Source organism: Niallia sp., from assembly GCF_031978665.1.
Classification (GTDB): domain Bacteria; phylum Bacillota; class Bacilli; order Bacillales; family Cytobacillaceae; genus Niallia.
Map to the genome: position 1 here is coordinate 55,753 of NZ_DALZDK010000007.1, position 19,602 is coordinate 75,354.

18 protein-coding genes are annotated in these 19,602 nt (G+C 36.8%); 2 read left to right on the plus strand and 16 right to left on the minus strand.

Features of this window, described 5'->3' with window-relative positions; all coding sequences use genetic code 11:
• Positions 1 to 150: 150 nt before the first annotated feature.
• From xynB to RTL21_RS05500, 7 genes are all read right to left on the minus strand, one after another.
• A complete protein-coding gene (gene xynB, locus RTL21_RS05470) occupies positions 151 to 1,755 on the minus strand; it encodes a xylan 1,4-beta-xylosidase (protein ID WP_312094135.1) in 1,605 nt (534 codons plus the stop codon).
• Between the two features lie 78 nt (positions 1,756 to 1,833).
• Entirely contained in the window at positions 1,834 to 3,228 is a 1,395-nt protein-coding gene (locus RTL21_RS05475) for an MFS transporter (RefSeq protein WP_312094137.1), read from the minus strand.
• A gap of 820 nt (positions 3,229 to 4,048) precedes the next feature.
• Positions 4,049 to 5,551: a malate:quinone oxidoreductase gene (locus RTL21_RS05480; protein ID WP_312094139.1), complete on the minus strand. Its 1,503-nt coding sequence runs from the start codon at positions 5,549 to 5,551 to the stop codon at positions 4,049 to 4,051.
• Positions 5,552 to 5,858: 307 nt separating this feature from the next.
• Positions 5,859 to 6,686, minus strand: coding sequence for a MetQ/NlpA family ABC transporter substrate-binding protein (locus RTL21_RS05485; RefSeq protein ID WP_312094141.1), 828 nt, complete (start codon positions 6,684 to 6,686; stop codon positions 5,859 to 5,861).
• A gap of 18 nt (positions 6,687 to 6,704) precedes the next feature.
• Positions 6,705 to 7,367, minus strand: a complete 663-nt coding sequence (locus RTL21_RS05490; protein WP_312094143.1) for a methionine ABC transporter permease — start codon at positions 7,365 to 7,367, stop codon at positions 6,705 to 6,707.
• The gene (locus tag RTL21_RS05495; RefSeq protein ID WP_312094145.1) at positions 7,360 to 8,109 is read right to left on the minus strand and encodes a methionine ABC transporter ATP-binding protein; all 750 of its coding nucleotides are present in this window, start codon (positions 8,107 to 8,109) and stop codon (positions 7,360 to 7,362) included. Before RTL21_RS05495 ends, RTL21_RS05490 begins: the two co-directional genes overlap by 8 nt.
• 134 nt (positions 8,110 to 8,243) lie before the next feature.
• A complete protein-coding gene (locus RTL21_RS05500) occupies positions 8,244 to 8,858 on the minus strand; it encodes a LysE/ArgO family amino acid transporter (protein WP_312094261.1) in 615 nt (204 codons plus the stop codon).
• Positions 8,859 to 8,985: 127 nt separating this feature from the next.
• Here RTL21_RS05500 and RTL21_RS05505 point away from each other — a divergent pair, with 127 nt between their 5' ends.
• Positions 8,986 to 10,440 carry an aminotransferase-like domain-containing protein gene (locus RTL21_RS05505; RefSeq protein WP_312094147.1) on the plus strand — a complete coding sequence of 485 codons (1,455 nt, stop codon included), beginning with the start codon at positions 8,986 to 8,988 and terminating at the stop codon, positions 10,438 to 10,440.
• Positions 10,441 to 10,456: 16 nt separating this feature from the next.
• Here the strand turns inward: RTL21_RS05505 and RTL21_RS05510 are convergent, their stop codons facing one another.
• The 9 genes from RTL21_RS05510 to RTL21_RS05550 all read right to left on the minus strand — a co-directional run bounded on the left by RTL21_RS05510 (position 10,457) and on the right by RTL21_RS05550 (position 17,836).
• Complete coding sequence (locus RTL21_RS05510) at positions 10,457 to 11,113, minus strand: FusB/FusC family EF-G-binding protein (protein WP_312094149.1); 657 nt, start codon at positions 11,111 to 11,113, stop codon at positions 10,457 to 10,459.
• Positions 11,114 to 11,239: 126 nt separating this feature from the next.
• On the minus strand, positions 11,240 to 11,515 hold the full coding sequence (locus tag RTL21_RS05515; RefSeq protein WP_312094151.1) for a CD3324 family protein: 276 nt from the start codon (positions 11,513 to 11,515) through the stop codon (positions 11,240 to 11,242).
• Between the two features lie 233 nt (positions 11,516 to 11,748).
• Positions 11,749 to 12,729 (minus strand): LLM class flavin-dependent oxidoreductase, encoded by a 981-nt coding sequence (locus tag RTL21_RS05520; RefSeq protein WP_312094153.1) that lies wholly within the window; start codon positions 12,727 to 12,729, stop codon positions 11,749 to 11,751.
• Positions 12,730 to 12,765: 36 nt separating this feature from the next.
• Positions 12,766 to 13,761 (minus strand): LLM class flavin-dependent oxidoreductase, encoded by a 996-nt coding sequence (locus RTL21_RS05525; RefSeq protein WP_312094155.1) that lies wholly within the window; start codon positions 13,759 to 13,761, stop codon positions 12,766 to 12,768.
• A gap of 98 nt (positions 13,762 to 13,859) precedes the next feature.
• Positions 13,860 to 14,162 (minus strand): DUF3219 family protein, encoded by a 303-nt coding sequence (locus RTL21_RS05530; RefSeq protein WP_312094157.1) that lies wholly within the window; start codon positions 14,160 to 14,162, stop codon positions 13,860 to 13,862.
• 12 nt (positions 14,163 to 14,174) lie between these two features.
• Positions 14,175 to 15,245, minus strand: coding sequence for a sensor histidine kinase (locus RTL21_RS05535; RefSeq protein ID WP_312094159.1), 1,071 nt, complete (start codon positions 15,243 to 15,245; stop codon positions 14,175 to 14,177).
• Positions 15,242 to 15,922 (minus strand): response regulator transcription factor, encoded by a 681-nt coding sequence (locus tag RTL21_RS05540; protein WP_312094161.1) that lies wholly within the window; start codon positions 15,920 to 15,922, stop codon positions 15,242 to 15,244. The genes RTL21_RS05535 and RTL21_RS05540 overlap by 4 nt, the downstream gene beginning before the upstream one ends.
• A gap of 100 nt (positions 15,923 to 16,022) precedes the next feature.
• Positions 16,023 to 16,838 (minus strand): ABC transporter permease, encoded by an 816-nt coding sequence (locus tag RTL21_RS05545; protein ID WP_312094164.1) that lies wholly within the window; start codon positions 16,836 to 16,838, stop codon positions 16,023 to 16,025.
• A complete protein-coding gene (locus RTL21_RS05550; protein WP_312094263.1) occupies positions 16,835 to 17,836 on the minus strand; it encodes an ATP-binding cassette domain-containing protein in 1,002 nt (333 codons plus the stop codon). The genes RTL21_RS05545 and RTL21_RS05550 overlap by 4 nt, the downstream gene beginning before the upstream one ends.
• Positions 17,837 to 18,031: 195 nt before the next feature.
• Between RTL21_RS05550 and RTL21_RS05555 the strand changes: the two genes are divergently transcribed.
• A complete protein-coding gene (locus tag RTL21_RS05555) occupies positions 18,032 to 19,573 on the plus strand; it encodes a DUF4179 domain-containing protein (protein WP_312094166.1) in 1,542 nt (513 codons plus the stop codon).
• The last annotated feature ends 29 nt before the right edge of the window (positions 19,574 to 19,602 follow it).

A 19,602-nucleotide genomic window follows, 5' to 3' on the forward strand; every position in this document is an offset into this window, starting at 1 on the left:
ATTGTTTTTCCGTCTAAAGGAGGAAATAGAATGTTAGCACTTTCATTTTTCATTTCCCCTTTAGCACACAAATTAAAAAAAAGGAGGTTTTAGAAAAGGAACCGAATAAAAAACCCAGTAGCAATATATTCTGCTCCTGGGTCTACATCTTTACTCTTTTTCTTGATAACGGAAATATTTAAAGTCAGCTGGTATGTTTTGACCGCTTGTATCTTGACATTGCATTCCTACAAATGCTCCTGTGAAGAATCCTCCTCCGCGAATATAATCATCCGATAATTTTTTAGATTCAAAAACAATATCCACTTTATGCCACTCTTCTTTATTAAAGGAATAAGAATAGTAATAAACCTCAGTATCGACTGTTACTCTCAAATATACATATTCCGCTTCACTTGGAACAATAATTTTCTCCTTCAGTGGTTGGGAGAACGAGAAGTTATCACTAATCGTTAAATCAAGGATGCGGCCAAGCTCTTCATCATATGTTACTTGCAGTGCTGTCCAATTTTCTGTGTTGTAATAATTCACTAATCCTGCAGCCTGTTGAATGCTTTCTGGTGTAAAAGCTAATGCTGTTTCTGCTTCAAATTGAAGACTTTGCCAGCGTCTAGCTACAAAAGATTGTGTAAAAGTAGATGTTAATGATTCTTGACCAAATAATCGTAAATGATTAGATCTTTCCGTTAAGGAACCTAATTGTTCTGTAAATGGAATACGCAATGTTTGAAAATTTATATTTAGCTTATCTTGATTAAATTCATCCAATACTGGATAAGTGGATGGAAACTTTGTTTCAGTAATCTTTGGTGCTTCTACCTCCACGCTTCCTTCTTTTCCACCTACAACATACGGCCAGCCATCTCTCCATTCAAGCTTTTGAATAGCTGTTTCTCTGCCTAAAGGACAGTATCCTCTTTGTTGAATAATAGAATCATCATCTGGATGAATAGGGCGTCCAGTTAAATGGGCTAAATACCATTCATCTGTATGCGTTTGGACAATAGAAGCATGTCCACATTTTTGCAATGGATTTCTAGGGTCATGCCAAGCTGTTAAAATTGGGTTGTTTGGATGAACCTCATATGGACCTTCTATATTTTTAGATCGAGCAATCGTTGCAGCATGCTCGTACTTCGTTCCACCTTCTGCTGTTAATAAGTAATAATATTCACCAATATGATATAAATGCGGCGCTTCAGTTAGTTTTATATCCGTACCTTTAAAAATAATTTGGGGTTTATTGATTAATTTTTTCTGTTCTGTGGAATATTCCTGCATCACTATTCCACCAAATGGATGACGATCTAGGCGTTGGTCCCAAAGCATATTTAACAAATATTTTTTTCCACCCGTGTCATGGAACAAGGAAGCATCAAATCCAGAGCTATTTAATTTAACTGGCTCCCCCCAATCCCCGTCCACTGTTTCAGAAGTAACTAAATAGTTATGACAATCCTTCCAAGCACCATCTACCACTTTTACATCTGTATAAATAAGCCAAAACTTTCCATCGCTATAGCTTAAGCATGGCGCCCAAACACCGCCAGAGTTAGGGTTTCCTTTCATATCTAATTGAGATACTCTTTGTAATGGGTGTGCAACCAGTTCCCAATTGACTAAATCCTTAGAATGGTGAATTTGTACTCCTGGGAACCATTCAAAAGTAGATACGGCAATATAATAGTCTTCTCCAACTCTACAAATACTCGGATCTGGATTAAAGCCTTTAAGTACTGGGTTGATAATCTTCATCTTAACATCCTCCTTATACATTTGCTTCCAATAAAATAAGTACTTTAAATGGTAATAGATTAATAGTTTCTAAAATTATTATTTTGCTTCAAATTCTTCAATATTATCTAAGTAAATTTTATCTCTGTTCTCTAATTCTCGTATCATTTTGTCATATGTCTTTTCATCAAGATTATAGAAATTGATATCAACCATTGCTAATATTAAGAAAATTACTGGTACAACGGTTGTTGTAATGAGTATTCCCATCAATGCCTCAGGAGTCTGTACTTGATTGGCAATATAGCCGAATTTGTCCAAAATCAACCCTGGGACAATACCACCAAGAGCCATCCCAAATTTAAAGAAGAATCCGATAATTGCATAAATCAAGCCACCCATTCGTTTTCCTGTCTTATATTCCCCATATTCGATCGTTTCTGGGATAAGCGCCCACATATATCCTCCAGCTGTAAGACTTCCTGCTGCAGCAACTAGACGAAAAATAAGAACTAATGCCACATTACTAGGCGGAATAACAAGCAAAGCTAAAAGACCAACAATATTTAATAGTAATGCATAGTTTAATAGTCTCTTCTTACCAAGCGCCTTACTAATTTTAGGTAAAAATGGGAGAACTGCTAAAGCAGGCAAGCTTCCAAGTAATCCATACCACTTTACCAAGTCTTCTCTGCCAAGATTATATGTTACATAGTAGATTCCAACAGAATTACTAATAGAGTTTACGCCAAAGATAATGATAAAGAAAATACTTAAAACAACTAATGGACGATTAATGCGAAATTGTTCGAAGATATCAGTGAACTTAATTTTCTCTACAGATTTTTGTAAAACAACTCGCTCTTTTGTACTCTTAAAGCAGAAAATTAATAGACAAGCGCCAATAACACCTAAAATACTCATCGTTAACTGCCAGCCAAGAGCTGAATTTTCTGTAGTATTTCCTAGAAATGTCGATAATAATGGGACAAAAAAGGCTACAACTAATCCACCCAAGTTTGCTAAAATCATTCGAACAGATGTAATGCTAACTACTTCTTGGTTATTTCTTGTCATAGCAGAAGTTAATGCACCATATGGAACATTTATCGTTGTGTAAACAAGGGATAAACCAACGTAAGTAATATATGCATAGATTAATTTACCCGCACTTGAAAAGTCAGGCGTCGTAAAACACAGAATAGCTAATATAGCAAAGGGAAAAGCACCAAATAGTAGATACGGTCTAAAACGTCCAAACTTTGTATTTGTTCTATCTACAACTGTTCCAATAAAAGGATCAGCAAGGGCATCAATAATCCGGACTACTAAAAACATCGTACCTGCTGCTGCTGCAGATAGCCCATAAACATCGGTGTAAAAGAACAAAAGGTAGGTTGATACCGTTGTGTAAATCAAGTTACATGCAAAATCTCCAGATGCATAGCCAAATTTCTCATTCAAACTAATTTTTTTTAAATTCTCACTTGCCATCATCTTTCCTCCTTTAAAAGCCCCTACAGACACAACTTGCTCCAATTTGATTTTTCTATCGAGTCATCTTCCTTTTTAATTAAGGAATTCTTTTATTTTTCTGTATGTAATATATTTTCTTTAAAAGATTAATAATGAGTTCTCCAGCCCAAATGGAACCGTTTCCATATCAGAGAATAAATACACCTTGGTCATTTATTTTTTTATTCACCAACATAAAGCGTTAACAAATATTTGGTAAATGGTCACCTTGACTCTTTCTGATTTTCCTGACCTCTGTAATACCATCTAAAACCTTATCTTCAATTATTCTTTGGGGAATTTTTCATTCTAAAGCAATATAAGCATGGAATACACCTTCTAGTTCAAAAGAAGTTCTTCTTTCTTTTGCGTCAAAAATTAAACCACCTCGCATTTCCTTTTTTAATAATGATATACATGAACAAGTTACTCATTTTAATTAGTTAGTTTGTTCATCGTATAAACTAAGTTACCCTTTTTGAAAGCGTTTGTCAATCCTTTCAAAAAAATTACATAAATTTTTGTCTGGTTTGAAATTTTCATAGGGGAGTGTAACTTGTATGAACTCTGTAAGTCTTTTGGACTTTTTCAACATAGGTTTTTCATAAAAAAAAGAACTTCCATCCTTTCGATGAAAGTTCTTTTTTATAACTATATTTAGTTCACGCAAGTAGACAACAGAGAGCCTTTTCTGAACAATCGTATTTCAGAAGTAATAAATGCTATTAATTTTAAAAAATACGCTCAAAAAAATTTTTTTCTCTAAAAATTTCACTTTCTTCTCTTGCCATTCCAACTATTAGTTATAAATCGCTTTTTTCTCACTTAAACCAAGTGTTTGTGTTGTTACCTTGTGAACTTCCTGCAGCAACTTAGGATTATCCTTCAGTGATACTCCATAAGAGGGAATCATTTCTTTCAATTTGGTCTCCCATACTGGCATTTGCTCTGGGAAACATTTTCGAATAACTTCCAGCATAACATGGACAGCAGTGGAAGCACCAGGTGAAGCGCCGAGCAATGCTGCTATAGATCCATCGGCAGCACTCACAACCTCTGTACCAAATTGAAGTGTTCCTTTGCCTCCAGCTTCTGTATCTTTGATTACTTGCACACGTTGCCCTGCGACAACGAGATCCCAATCTTCTGCTTTAGCATTTGGAATGAATTCTCGTAACTCTTCTATCCGCTTCTCTTTCGATAACATAACCTGCTGAATTAGATAACTCGTTAAGGACATATTTTTGGCACCAGCTGCCAACATGGTAAACAGATTATCTGGTTTGACAGATGTAATTAAGTCAAACATTGATCCTGTCTTTAAAAATCTAGGCGAGAAGCCAGCAAAAGGGCCAAATAGTAATGATTTCTTATTGTCAATAAATCGTGTATCGAGATGAGGAACAGACATTGGCGGCGCCCCAACCTTTGCCTTCCCATATACTTTTGCATGATGCTTTGCCACTATATCTGGATTCTTACATACTAAAAATATGCCACTTACCGGAAATCCGCCCATATGCCTTCCTTCAGGAATACCAGATTTCTGCAGTAAATGCAGACTACCGCCCCCACCGCCAATAAAGACAAATTTAGCAGAATGGGTTTCCGTGCTGCCACCATCTAAATCTTGCACCTTCACTTCCCACAAACCATCAGTTGTACGTTTTAAATCATTTACACTATGCTTGTAGTTAATTCCTACATTTTTCTGTGCTAAATCAGCAAACAGCAGTCGTGTTAAAGCGCCGAAATTAACATCTGTTCCTGAAGCAATCTTCGTTGCTGCTATCGGATCTTTTGATCCACGGTTCTGCATAATAAGAGGGATCCACTCCTTCAGTTTTTCCGGATCCTTTGAAAATTCCATCCCTGCAAATAATGGATTACTTACCATTGCTTCAAAACGTTTCTGTAAAAAGTCTACATTACTTTCTCCTAGCACTAAACTCATATGAGGTAATGGCATAATAAATTCTTGCGGTTTATGTAATACTTGATTGTTTACAAGATAAGACCAAAATTGCAATGAAACTTGAAACTGTTCGTTAATTTCTATCGCCTTTCTAATGTCTACAGAGCCATCTGGTTTTTCCACTGTGTAGTTCAGCTCGCAAAGTGCCGCATGACCTGTTCCCGCATTATTCCATTCGTTAGAGCTTTCCTCTCCTGCACTTGCCAATTTTTCAAACACTGTGATTTTCAAACTCGGGTCTAATTCTTTTAAAAGCATTCCCAAAGTTGCACTCATAATCCCGGCACCAATTAAAATAACGTCTGTTTTCGTTTCTCTTCTGCTCATTTTAACCTTCCTTATACTTTTAGATTTTCAGTAAAAATGTAAGCGTTCCCTTTTTAACGCATTGAAGCAGCAAGGAATAAAACTAGTCCTACATCTTTTCTGTATCAAGCATTACCTGGTTACAGCCCAACTCATTTTCAAAAAATTTCAAATAGTTATCTTTTATTATACGATAATTATTCATTTTTTTAAAGTCAGAATTAGCAAGATTTGTCCCTAAAAAAGAAAGCCTTACCCTCGCCAAAAGACTCGGATAAGGCATTGTTATGCTATTTAGTAAAGAAATATTACTTCAATCACCCTTCATTTAAAATGCAGGGATTGCTGTTTCATCATATTTTTCTTCTAAGAATTTACGAACCTCAGGACTTGTCATTGCTTCTGCTAGCTTTTGAATTGGTTCCCAATCCGCATTATCTTTACGAGCTACTAACGTAATCGCGAAGTCATTCTCTACTCCCTCTGTCAGCAATGCATCACTTTTTGGTGTTAAGCCAAGTGGGGAAGCATAAGCTGGTGTCATCACTACTAAATCCGCATCATCATACATTCTCGCAAGCATCAATAAATCCACTTCTTTAAACTTTAAGTTTTTCGGATTTTCCAAAATATCTGCTTTTGTATAATAAGGACCTGTTTTCTCTTTTAATGTAATCACGTCATGCTGAGCTAACAATGCCAATGAACGGTCAATATTGGAAATATCATTCGCAATCGCAATGACAGCACCCTCTGGCACTTTATCCATGGAATCATATTCTTTTGAATACACACCATAGTTTGCAAAATAGATCTCTTTAACAGGCACTAGCTCCGCATCATTGCTACGGTTGAATTCCTCCATGTATGGAACGTGTTGGAAGAAGTTTGCATCCACTTCACCTGCTGCAAGAGCAGTATTTGGCTGCACATTATCACTTAATACAACGATATCAAGATTGATACCTTGCTCAGCTAATGTCGGTTTAACAAGTTCAAGGATTTCAGTCATTGGAGGAATTAAGGAAGCAACCTTCAATGTTACTTCTTCTTTCTCCTTATTTTGCTCATCCTTTTGGTTAGTTTCAGTATTGTCTTTTCCACAACCTGCCAAAATAAATAAACCTATCATCATTAAAAATAGAATTTTCTTCATTCGTTTATCTCCTATCATTTACCTTTTATCTATTACTTTCGCTATTGCTGTACCAGTAAATTGTATAGCCTGTACTAATATTACCATAATAATAATCATATAAATCATTAAGTCTGTTTTAAATTGTTGATACCCATAGCGAATGGCAAAATCTCCAATGCCTCCACCCCCGACAACTCCCATAATCGTCGAATAAGAAATGAAGCTAATAATTGATGTTGTTAGTCCTAAAATGAGTCCAGAACGAGCTTCCACATAAAGAAATTTAAAGATTACTTCCCTAACAGATGCTCCCATTGAAATCGCTGCTTCTATAACACCCTTCGGTACTTCCAATAAGGATTGCTCCACTAATCGAGAATAATGAGCAATTGCTATGATGGATAATGGAACAGTTGCAGCAGCTGTTCCAATGGCCGTTCCTATAATTATTCTTGTAAACGGAATAAGAAAGACAACTAATAATAAAAATGGAAATGAACGAATAATATTCACTACTAAATTCAATGTAGAAAATATGAATGGATTCTCCAGCATTTTGCCCTTTCTGCATAAGAAAAGCAATGTACCAACTGGGAGCCCTATTATGATAGCTGCTAAAATAGACATGCCCACCATAACAAAGGTTTGTCCAATTGATTGCCAAATTTCCAATCTATATTGTACTAATATCTCAGGCATGGTCAACTTCACCATCCTTTGTAAGCTGTTCTACCATTCTTTTTGAGGTATTATTTATTTGCTGAATTCCTTTTGGTTCGATAGCTACCGTATCGTAGATTTCTCCGTCTTCGATAACCGTCACACGATTACATATGCTTTTAATTACTTCCATCTCATGACTGACGATTACAATCGTTACACCTAGACGTTTTTTTACATCCTCTAATACATGTAAAATTTCAGCTGTCGTTTTTGGATCAAGAGAAGACGTAGGTTCATCGCATAATAATACTTGCGGATTATTTGCAATTGCCCTGGCAATCGCAACACGCTGCTTTTGTCCACCACTTAATTGAGCAGGATATTTCTCCATAAAGCTTTCCAATCCAACAAATTGAAGACACTCGATTACACGACCTCTTCTTTCTTTTCTAGGATAATTAGCCAACTCTAAAGAGACTGCGACATTTTCATAAACCGTTTTATTAGCGACAAGGTTAAAATGCTGAAAGATCATCCCAATCGATTGGCGAGCTTGTCGAAGTTCCTTGTATCCTAAGCTAGTCAGCTGTTTCCCGTCCACTTCCACTTCCCCGTCATCTGGCACCTCTAATAAATTCATTAATCGAAGCAACGTCGATTTACCAGCACCACTCGCACCAATTATCCCGAAGATTTCGCCTTTATGTATCTTTAAAGAAATAGACTTAATGACTTGGTAATGTGCAAACCGTTTACTGACATTACGTAATTGAATCACAAACGTTACCCCCTTTATCATTTGAAGGGTGATTACAACCTTTTTATTATAGCTAAATACTCAGTGAATGTCATTTTGAATGCCCAAATTTATAGGCACAACAAATACATGGTGGGCGCAAAAGCAATGAGTACCTACGAGATTAGCAAGTTAGCCCCTAAATAAACTGCCATTCCCCAAATAATAATGGCTGAAAGCTGATTCACACGCTTTAACAACAATCCTCGCTGATCAATTTGTCCAAGCTTTCGACCTAATATAGCTAAAAGGCAAAACCATATCCATGAAACACTCATACAAGCGACCGCAAAAACAAGTTTTTCTTCACCAGTATAAGCAAGAGAACTTGTGCCAATAACCCCAATTGTATCAAGAATGGCATGGGGATTTAATAAGGAAACAGAGGCGGCGAACGTTATTTGTCGACGTGGAGAAAACCGTATTTGTTTTTGTTTATTCCCCATTTCCGATGTACTCTTCCACATCGCCCATCCCATATAGGCTAAGAAAAAAAAGCCGATGATAAACAACAACACTTTTACCCATTCAAAGGTAAATACCACCACAGAGACACCGGCAACAGCCAAATATATAAGTAAACTGTCACAAATACTAGCCGTAATGATTGCTGGTAACACATAGGTAAACTTTTTATGCGTTGCCCCTTGATTAAATAGAAATATATTTTGAACACCTAAAGGTAGTATTAACCCAAATGCCAATATCATTCCATGCAGTAATGCTTCCATCCCTATTCCCCCTCTTCTTCCTACAGCATAACGAAGAAAAGGCATCCTGTCTCCATCCAATTGGATGGTCACTAACCCAACCATTTTGATAGAATAGGAGAAAATAGATACAGGAGTATACTCAGTTATGGCAGAAATAGAATGGAAACCACAAAAGAATTCAACCGTTTCTTTACATCAGCAAATAACTACCTATATGAAACAGAAAATACTTCATGGGGAATGGACAATTGGTATGAAACTCCCTTCCCAACGAAATTTAGCTAAGCAATTTCAAGTCAATCGAAGCACCATCGTAGTAGTCCTTGAAGAATTAGCTGCCGATGGATTAATTGAAGCCAAGGTAGGAAGCGGAACAAAGGTAATAAATAATACGTGGAGCTTGCTCGCATCTACTCCTCCAGATTGGATAGGTTATGTTCAATCGAGTATTCACCAGCCAAATATTTCTATTATCCAAGCGATCAATAAAGCGGAAGCAGATTCACATTTTATTAGACTAGGAACTGGCGAGCTTTCCCCAGAACTCCTTCCTAATAAGCAGATGGAACAGACCTTTCAATTTAGCGATATGCATAGCTTATCACTTGGATACACGGAACCAAAGGGAAGCTTAGCTTTACGCCAAGCGGTTAGTACCTACTTAAAAGCAAAAGGGATAAACGCCTCATCCGAATCGATTTTAATTGTTTCAGGTGGGCTGCAAGCCCTGCAATTACTTTCACTTGGCTTATTAAAAAAAGGTTCTACTATCTTTCATGAAACACCCTCCTATTTAAATTCTATTCATGTATTCCAGTCAGCTGGTATGAATCTATTTGGACTCCCCCTTGATGTAGAAGGAATTACCTATGATGCATTCAGCAGACTAAAAAGGCAGCATAAAGGAGGATTGCTCTATACAATTCCAAATTTTCATAACCCGACAAGCATCGTAATGTCTGAAAAAAGACGAACAGAATTAATCATGTTAAGCCAAAAGGAATCCCTCCCTATCATTGAAGATGATGTCTATGGCGATCTATGGTTGGACAGCCCTCCACCTAAGCCATTAAAAGCACTCGATACGCAAGGAAACGTTCTCTACATTGGAAGCATGTCCAAATCATTAAGCCCTGGCCTTCGAATTGGATGGATTGTAGGACCAGAGCCAGTCATTGAGCATTTGGCTGATATAAAAATGCAAACCGATTATGGCTCCAGCTCCTTATCCCAGTTTGCTGTTGAAAGATGGCTAGAAAGCGGGATGTACGAGAAGTTTTTAAAAGAAATAAAAGTGGAGTTACGGTATAGAAGAGATTTTACTCTGGATTTATTAAAAAGATATTTTTCTGCTTTCGCAACCTGGAACCTTCCAAAAGGCGGCTTCTATATATGGCTGAAATTAAAGCAAAACATCTCTTCACGCAAGCTATTTGATTTAGCTCTAAAAGAAGGAATTCTTATCAATCCAGGCATTGTTTACGATAAAACGGATGACCAGCATCTGCGAATATCCTATTCCTACGCTTCTTTGGATGAGCTGGAAAGGGGTTTAATAACCTTAGCACAGGTTATACGAAAGGAAGGACGATTCTACTGAGAATATTTAGTGATTCTCAGTAGAGTCGTCCTTCAGCAAGCTGCAAAAATTCTCGCAAATATTCAGTATTGGTAATGTTTTCATTACATTCATTGCTATCTGTGCAGATTAGATTACCAATTGCTTTATAGTAATCAGCATTTTTAGGTTTCTTTTCTTTTGTAACCGTTGAAAAATAGGCTACCTCTCCAAAGCAGTTACAGAAGGAACAAATATTTTTCTTACTAGTCGGTGTCATTTTCCCTTCGATTCCAACAAGCTTTCCTTCAAAATTATAAATGATTACTTTTTTGTTGGACTTCAAATTATTCCAGCTTAAATAAGTTAATTTGTCATGATTTATAGAGGTTAAGTCAGGTAGCTTTAACTTTTTTTGCTTGGGAAATAATTTTTTAAGCTGCTGCTCTGTAATTGGAGGAAATGATAACAAAAAGGGGGAAAGCTCCTCTACATATCGCTCATAGTCTTCCTTTGTTTTCCACTTCGTTATATCCAATAGTTCTTGCTGATCAAGTGATGCTTGGGGAAAGAGATTCAATATTTTTGCATTAGCTAAATCTATTACTGCAGCTAACACTGTTTTAGGCAAATTTTTATTAGCACTATCCTTAATGATTGCAATCTGTTTTTTTATAAAATTTAGCTGTTCATTTTTTATAAATTGTTCGGTCATAACATTCTCTCCTATTATTAGTAGCATTTCCTACTATTATTTTAATAAAGACAACACCATTCTAAAATGGAAAAGATAACTTAGAAATAAATTTTACACAAAAAACACTGATGAAAACCATCAGTGCTACTCTTTATTTTTATGTGCATACACGATTTTCTTAATCGTTTCCGGTGAAAGATGGTATTCCTTTGCCAAGCCTTGAATCGTGCTTCCCTTCGCAAAGGCTGCTTTTATCGCATCGTTCCTGCGATCAAGTATTTTTCTCCCGCCACTTGAAGTTCCCCACTTCTTATATGCGTTTTCTTGTTTCGGAATATACAAGGTCTCCCCTTGCACATATTTTTGAATTTCTACAATGAGCTTTTCAGGTAAAATGTTGTTTGCATTCGTATATTTCACTTTTGCCCGCTCCCTTATTTTTATTTTGTCTAAAATAAGGTGCAAAGCCAAAATATTAGAAATGCTTGTTAGCGATAATTAATTGTTTCGCCCCATGCAAAGTATCGCCTTTCTAATAATAGGCTTTGCATGAGTGGAAGTAGTATCAGACAATCGTTTGTGATTCTCCAACTGTAAGCACCCCCTTTTCATTCATTATTATAGCTACTGATTAAATCATTTGTCATGAAAAGCTACAGAACTGCCTCTGCTAATAATGTATAAGACTGCAGTTTTTCTTCAAAATCATAAATATTTGTTATAATCATAAATTCCTCTGTTTGGTAGTATTCCTTTAATCGGAAAAGTTCTTCTTTTACCTTTTCTGGAGTACCGATTATTGCACGCTTTCGATTTTTTCTTACGATTTCTTTGTCTTCTTCTGAAAGTTTTACCCTTTTAGCCTCTTCTTTCGATAGAATAAAGATGTCTTTTCCTTTCTCCACAGCTAATAGCCATAAATCTTGGCTTATTGCCATTTCCTCTGCTTCTTCTTGTGTAGGTGCACATACAACAAAAACACATACATTTGCTTGTGGATTAGTCAGAAAACTAGATGACTGGAAGTTTTCCTGATAATGCTTCATCGCAATACTTCCGCTAATGGGATTAATAAAATGTCCATATGTAAAAGCTGTTCCCTTTTCCGCAGCTAATCTAGCTCCGCGCTGTGAGACACCAAGCATCCATATTTCCGGTCGTGTTTCAACGAAAGGATAGGCTTGAACCTCGTGGTTAGGCGGCGTATCTGTTAAATATTCTTGAAGCGATGTCACTTGGTGAGGAAATTCATTCAAGCTTTTCCTAATCCCATCCGTAAGAGCTAATCGTGTTGGAGTAGAGCCTCCCGGTGAGCGTCCAATTCCTAAATCCAATCGATTCGGATACAACGCTTCTAATACCTTAAAATTCTCCGCTATTTTGAATGGACTGTATTGTGGAAGCAAAACACCTCCAGAACCGATGCGTATTCTGTTTGTTTGAGCTGCAACGCTCGATATCAATATCTCAGGGGATGTTCCCGCGATTCCATTGGAGTTATGATGCTCCGCAACCCAAAAACGAGTATAGCCAAGTTCCTCTGTCCGCTTTGCCAATTTAATTGTATTTTGTAGAGTAATCCCAGCATTCAAATTCTTGCTGATAACAGATTGATCAAGTACACTCAATTTCATTTGAATGACCTTCTTTCCTTACATTTAAAAAAAACATTACCATACTTCCTTTGCAATCAGCTCATAAGATTTTTTTCGACTCTCATAACTATTGGTAATCGTTATGATCATGATTTCATCCGCATGGTAGGCAGATTGTAGCTTAACCAATTGCTTTTTGACCTCTTTGGGATTCCCGATAATCATCTTATTGCGCATTTCGATGATTCTTTCTTCCTCATCGCTCGTCAAAGCATACTTTCTTACTTCTTCTACTGTTGGAATTCCTTTATTTTTTTCGCCTTTATCTGTTTGAATTTTCGATAGGAACCAACTTAAAGCCAGTTCCTCTGCTTGTCCCGTTGTTTCCGAGCAAATAACAGATACCGTTACGATCACTTGTGGCTCTTGGATACCTCTGCTTTTTTGAAAGGCATTTCTGTATGTATTTACAATCTCGATTCCGTCTTTATCGCTCATAAAATGTCCAAATGCATAGGCCGTCCCATATTCTGCCGCTTGGATAGCACTCTTTATACTCGTTCCAAGAATCCAAGGGACAGGGGCAATAGCTGGAAGAGGATGTGCTGATATTTTTGAAAACATATGATCAGATGGATAATTATTATATAAAAAGTGAAGAAGATCTTTCATGGAGTTTGGCATATTTCGTACGTTTTCCAGAAAGTTTCCTGAGAGAGCAATCGAGGCTTCAGCAGATCCTCCTGGTGCTCGTCCAATACCTAAATCGATTCGGTTGGAAAATAAAGTTGCCAACATATTAAACGTTTCAGCAACTTTATAAGGTTTATAGTGTGGTAAAAGTACAGCTCCTGCACCAATTCTTATCTTTTCCGTGTTCGCTCCAATATAGCCTAGCATGACTTCTGGAGCAGAACTAGCAAGTCCTGAGAAATCATGGTGCTCCGCGATCCAGTATCTTGTATATCCAAGTTTTTCTCCCAATTGAGCAAGCTTCATCGATTCTCTAAGTGCATCCTGGGCCGTTTTTCCAGATAAGACAGGGGATTGATCTAAAATACTTAATTTCATCTGAACAACCTCACTTTCTATGTAAATGAGCAATAAGAAAAAAAACAGATCCCTTCCTTGCCTATTAACGGCGATCTGTTTTTCACCATAGCTATAACTTATTCTACTTCCAGTAATTCTAAACGAAAGTTACTAATACTGTTTTCATCTAAAAAATCGGTATAGGATGTTGCATATTGATTGATTTTCCCTCTAAATTTCAATTGTTTATCAGAAATATTCACATCAAAAACATTTGCATACAAAAACTTCGTAACGACATGGTATTCTTCCCCGCCTCTTACTTTAAATTCAAAGCTTACTGAGGTTAACAGCTTCTCCGACTTCGCACTTTTAACCTTTTTCTCTTTATAATTCGAAACCGTTATTCCAAAATCATTTAAGAAAACTTTATTTACCATATCATCACTCCTCTAGTTCCCTATTGCCACCGTTATCTCCGTTCCACTACCAGCTTCACTTTGGACTTGAATTTCAGCTTCGTGTAAATCAAGAATTTTTTTAACAATGGAGAGGCCGAGACCATTTCCTCCTGCATTTCGATTTCTTGATATATCAGCTTTATAAAAACGTTCAAAGATGTGCATGAGTGAATCTGGGCCCATACCAATTCCTGTATCTCTTATTTTAACAGTTATGCTTTCATTCTCCGCTTGAAATGCTTCGACTGTTATGGTACCTCCTTTTGGAGTGAATTTTATACTATTGTGAAGTAAATTAGTCCATACTTGATCCAACATGTCCTCATCCGCAGTGATTATGACATTCTCAAGCGAGATATCCATATTTATTTCCTTCTCCGTCCATTGTGGCTCATTAGCAAGAATAATTCGACGAAGTTGATGATCTAATCGGTATTCTTTTCGATCCAAAGGTAAATGTTCCGATTCCAAGGACGTAAGCTTTAATAGGTTTTCGCTTAATTTGGACAACCGCGTGCTTTCCATTTCAATAATGTGCAAATAATGCTTTCGTTCTTCCAGAGTTAAATCATCATTTTTCAAGGTATGGGCAAAACCACTAATCGATGTTAGGGGTGATTGGATTTCATGTGATACATTCGAGATGAATTCCTGGCGCATTTCTTCCATTTCCCCTAATTTTTCTGCCATATGACTAATGCTCGTTACTATTTGATAATAAGGATGATCATTGCGCCCTTCACGAAACTGGTTTTTATAATAAGAAAGATCGATATTAAAGTTTCCTTCTGCTATCATCTTGATTGCTTGAATGATTGGATGCAAAAATTTGTCCTGTTTTGATTTTACCCAAGGGATTTTTGTAATAATGGATATACAGCAACCAAAAAGGAAAAATCCCACTACAGAATTAATTAACTGCCTGATGAATTCGCGGGGCATTATGTGGATTGCATCATAAAACCATGCTGTTAGCCAATAAGCTAGCGACCAGCATAAAAGTAAAAAAACTACAATCGCAAGCATGCCTGATATTCTTTTTATGAGTTGGAGAATTTTCATTGTTTTACCTCCAAACGATAACCAAGACCACGAATCGTTGTTATTTTAAAGGGATATTCCTCTTCGGAAAATCGCTGCCGCAAGCGCTTTATATGAACATCAACCGTCCGCTCATCTCCCTCATAATCAAATCCCCATATATCTTCAATTAATTGTTCCCTTGAGAATGTTTTCTTTTGATTAGTAGCGAGTTTAAATAATAATTCAAATTCCTTTAAAGGCAACGTAAATGCCTCATCTCCGAAAGAAACCTTATAAGAATCACGATCTATGACAACATTTCCCATCTCAATCCGATTAGAAAGGCTGATTTGATAACGCTTAAGAAGTGCTTTTACCCTAACAACTAGCTCAGCTGGAGCAAAAGGCTTTACTAGATAATCATCTGCTCCAAGATCAAAGCCTTTAACTTTTTGCCTGGTTTCCCCTTTTGCCGTCAACATTAAGATTGGCATTGTATCCCCGTAATAGGTTCGTACTTCCCTGCAAAAAGTCCAACCATCCATCTTCGGCATCATAATATCAAGAAGGATTAAATCTATTTTCTCTTGCTCTAGTATCGACAGACCCATTTCTCCATCGGCTGCCTCAACTATAGACATGCCCTCCTTTGTTAAAATAACCCGAATTAATTCCCTGATATGCGGGTCATCATCTACTATCAGTATTTTTGCCATATTATCATTCCTTTTGAAAAAATAAGGAGAACCGCCAAATTTCTTGACCGTTCTTCTTAATGGATTATTCTTAATTTTACCATTTTTATCTTTCTAAAACTCATGCACGACGCATATAAGCACGTACGGTAATCGGAGCGAAGATGGCTACTATTACTGCTGCTCCAATAAGAGATATAGTGAAATCCCAGCCTATTGTACCTGCATTCGTTAAATCCCTTACTGCAGTAACTAAGTGAGAGATTGGATTTATTTTTACAAACCATTGGAGAAAATTAGGCATTGTATCAGCTGGAACAAAAGCATTTGAAAGAAACGTTAATGGAAACAGGACAATCATGGAAATTCCTTGTACACTGGAAGCAGTTCGCGAAATAACCCCTAAGAAAGCAAAAATCCAGCTAATCGCCCATGAGCAAGCAATGACAAGAAGTCCTGCCAAGATAACAAAACCTAATCCAGCTTCTGGTCGATACCCCATAATATATCCCATTGTAAACGTAAGGGTTGTTGCAATCGTATAACGAATCGTATCAGCAAGCAATGCTCCCGCTAAAGGCGCAATCCGGGCAATCGGCAAAGACTTAAACCTATCGAATACCCCTTTATCCATATCCTCTCGCAACTGGACCCCTGTCACAACAGACGTTGTAATAACAGTTTGAACGAGAATACCTGGAATAATAACCGGTAAATAGTTTTGCACATTGCCAGAAATAGCTCCACCAAAAATATACGTAAACATGAGCGTAAAAAGAATCGGCTGCAATGTAACATCAAATAATTGTTCAGGTGTGCGCTTTATCTTAAGCAGACCTCTATAGGCCATTGTTAATGAATTTCTAACAGCTTGACGAAAACTTGAGGTTCTACTAAGTTTTTGTTCCTTTACAGGCTTGATTGTAGTGCTAGTCATACTAATTCTTCCCCTTTACTAGATGTATTCGTACTTTCCTTTGAGCCAGTAATAGATAAAAAAACCTCATCTAATGTTGGTTTCTGTACACTTAATTCAGCTAGTTGAATCCCCGCCTCTTTTAATGTGATTAGCAAATCTGTTACTTTGTCAGCATCTGCCATAGGTGCTGTGATTTTGCCGCCTTCTGCTGATACAGCGGAATGGACGTTAAGCACACGCTCCACTAGTAAGCGAGCCTCTTGCATATATTGCTCGTTTTGAATACTTAAATGTAAGGATGAAGTACCGATTGATTCCTTCAAATCATTGACTGTTCCTTCTGCAACTACTTTCCCATGATCAATAACCGCAACTCTGTCCGCAAGTTCATCTGCCTCTTGGAGATATTGGGTCGTCAGGAGTACAGTTGAGCCTTCGTTTACTAATTTTCGAATTGTATCCCACATTTGATTGCGAGTTCGCGGATCTAGTCCAGTAGTTGGTTCATCTAAAAAGATAAGCGGTGGCTGAGCAATGAGACTCGCAGCTAAGTCAAGTCGTCTTCTCATTCCTCCTGAGAAATTTTTTAATGGACGTTTTGCTGCTTCTGTTAAGCCAAACTCTTCTAGTAATTCCATCGCCTTACGTTTTGATTCTGCACGCCCTAGCCCTAAAAGACGAGAAAAAATAATTAAGTTCTCCGTCGCACTCAATGATTCATCAACAGAAGCATACTGACCTGTTACACCAATTAATTGGCGCACAAGCTGTGCATCCTTCCCGATATCATAGCCAAAGATCTTCGCTGAACCTGCATCTGCCTTCAACAAAGTTGCAAGCATTCTAATCGTAGTCGTTTTCCCAGCACCATTCGGGCCAAGCACCCCATAAATCGAACCAGCGCGCACATTTAAATCCACCCCATCAACTGCCCGATTATCACCAAATACCTTTACTAGCCCTCGAGCTTCTACAGCCCATTCACTGCTATCTATAATCTTTTTATTATTTATCATTTGATTCAAAGTAAATCCTCCCTCTTTATCTTTATGAAGAGATAATAAAACACGAATATGAACGGAATATGAACTGGGGAGATAGGAGGACTCGATTATAATAGAACCATAACCGTAAATTTTTTATGCAAATATACATTTCCTTGAAACTTTTAGATAGAGTAACTGCTCTAACCTATGAAAGGAGGTAATCTTTTGGACAATAATATAAAACTTGTAAAGAAAGCAATGAGTGGAAATGAAAAGGCATTTGAAAAGCTAGTTAAACAAGAAAGTGAGAAATTATATAAAACTGCTTTTCTATATGTTCGGAATAAAGAAGACGTTATGAACAAAAAGCATTTTAAACAGGAAATTAGTGAAATAGAGTTTCCCCAAAATGAAGTGTTTCAATCCATTAATAAAGGAATAAAAAGTGGCCGAAGAGAAAAAAGTTTGGGAACAAAATCTCCCATTAAAAAATGGGGAATCGTTTCATCTCTAGCTGCTTCTGCTTTTCTGGCATCAGGTTTACTGTTCGCACCAGTAACTAGTGTTCTAGCATCTGTACCTATCTTAGGCTCTATCTATGAAAAATTCAGTTTGCAAATTGGAATGGAATTATTAGAAAGCAATTTAATCACCCAGCTAAACGAAGAAGCAAAAAGTAATGGAATAAATATGATCATTACAAGTGCTTATTATGATGGGAATGTAATTGGAATAACTTTTAAAGCAACTGGTGACAAAATTTCTTTAGATAAAATAGGGGATAAAGGACCTGAGACAGGTTATAGCTTCCACCTTTTTAATGGAAAGGAGCAACAACAATGGTCCGCTAGTATGACTGTCTTAGAAAAAATGGAAGATGGGTATGTCGCCGCTTTAGAATTTTATAATCCTGATGCTAATTTACCTGAAGATTATACGCTTCCGCTAACATTTACCTCTATTACAGGGGTAAATGGAAGTTGGAAATTCGATATTCCTGTAAAACAAATTCCTTCAGAAACAATTGCCACAAAAGGTGAAAGTATTTTTAAGGAAGAGAAGGACTATTCTATTTATGTTGATTCCGTTATTAAAGGCAAAGCCACTACATTATTAAACTATAAAACAACCTATCCGTTAGCAGGGAAAAATGATGAGATAAGTCTAACTGTATTTGATAATGAAGGAACTAGATTATCAAAAAGTCATGCAGATGTTCTATCTGTTAAACAAAGAGATAACGTCATAGTAAAAGATACGAGAGAATTATTCACCAGTAAAATAAAGGAAAGTACTATTTTAATCATTCAACCTGAAATTAGACAATATGAAGAAGACACAGTAAGCTCCTTAGAAAAGACCTCCCCCTTTGTTATAGAAAGCAAAAGATTCGATTATAAATTAAAGGTAAATGATATCAAACAAAGTGGAAAGCTGCTTACCATTGACTATACTATCCTAAATGTGAATTCGAAAGAGTTTAGGAAGGATATTATTCAAAACTTCGCTGACTTCATCAAGCTTATAAAGAATGATCAAATCTCTAAAGAAACAAATGGAGAGCTAAATATAAACAAGATGCTAGAACATCAAATTCTTAGTAATGAAGCAAAACTAATTGATCGTACTAATCTGCATTTCCAATCTATATTTACCATTAATACAGATGAATTTGACAAGAATGAATACTCCTTAATGGTTCCCTTTGGCACTTTAAGTAGTAATAAGCCTATTAAAATGGAACCACTGGAAATAGAATTAAAATAACGGAGCAGAGGTTGGGTTCTGATGCGGAC

Excerpts from the sequence above, each read along its gene's own strand:
- xynB (WP_312094135.1), bottom strand. The coding sequence starts at position 1,755 with ATGAAGATTATCAACCCAGTACTTAAAGGCTTTAATCCAGATCCGAGT.
- RTL21_RS05475 (WP_312094137.1), bottom strand. The coding sequence starts at position 3,228 with ATGGCAAGTGAGAATTTAAAAAAAATTAGTTTGAATGAGAAATTTGGC.
- RTL21_RS05480 (WP_312094139.1), bottom strand. The coding sequence starts at position 5,551 with ATGAGCAGAAGAGAAACGAAAACAGACGTTATTTTAATTGGTGCCGGG.
- RTL21_RS05485 (WP_312094141.1), bottom strand. The coding sequence starts at position 6,686 with ATGAAGAAAATTCTATTTTTAATGATGATAGGTTTATTTATTTTGGCA.
- RTL21_RS05490 (WP_312094143.1), bottom strand. The coding sequence starts at position 7,367 with ATGCCTGAGATATTAGTACAATATAGATTGGAAATTTGGCAATCAATT.
- RTL21_RS05500 (WP_312094261.1), bottom strand. The coding sequence starts at position 8,858 with ATGGAAGCATTACTGCATGGAATGATATTGGCATTTGGGTTAATACTA.
- RTL21_RS05505 (WP_312094147.1), top strand. The coding sequence starts at position 8,986 with ATGGCAGAAATAGAATGGAAACCACAAAAGAATTCAACCGTTTCTTTA.
- RTL21_RS05510 (WP_312094149.1), bottom strand. The coding sequence starts at position 11,113 with ATGACCGAACAATTTATAAAAAATGAACAGCTAAATTTTATAAAAAAA.
- RTL21_RS05520 (WP_312094153.1), bottom strand. The coding sequence starts at position 12,729 with ATGAAATTGAGTGTACTTGATCAATCTGTTATCAGCAAGAATTTGAAT.
- RTL21_RS05525 (WP_312094155.1), bottom strand. The coding sequence starts at position 13,761 with ATGAAATTAAGTATTTTAGATCAATCCCCTGTCTTATCTGGAAAAACG.
- RTL21_RS05530 (WP_312094157.1), bottom strand. The coding sequence starts at position 14,162 with ATGGTAAATAAAGTTTTCTTAAATGATTTTGGAATAACGGTTTCGAAT.
- RTL21_RS05535 (WP_312094159.1), bottom strand. The coding sequence starts at position 15,245 with ATGAAAATTCTCCAACTCATAAAAAGAATATCAGGCATGCTTGCGATT.
- RTL21_RS05540 (WP_312094161.1), bottom strand. The coding sequence starts at position 15,922 with ATGGCAAAAATACTGATAGTAGATGATGACCCGCATATCAGGGAATTA.
- RTL21_RS05545 (WP_312094164.1), bottom strand. The coding sequence starts at position 16,838 with ATGACTAGCACTACAATCAAGCCTGTAAAGGAACAAAAACTTAGTAGA.
- RTL21_RS05550 (WP_312094263.1), bottom strand. The coding sequence starts at position 17,836 with ATGATAAATAATAAAAAGATTATAGATAGCAGTGAATGGGCTGTAGAA.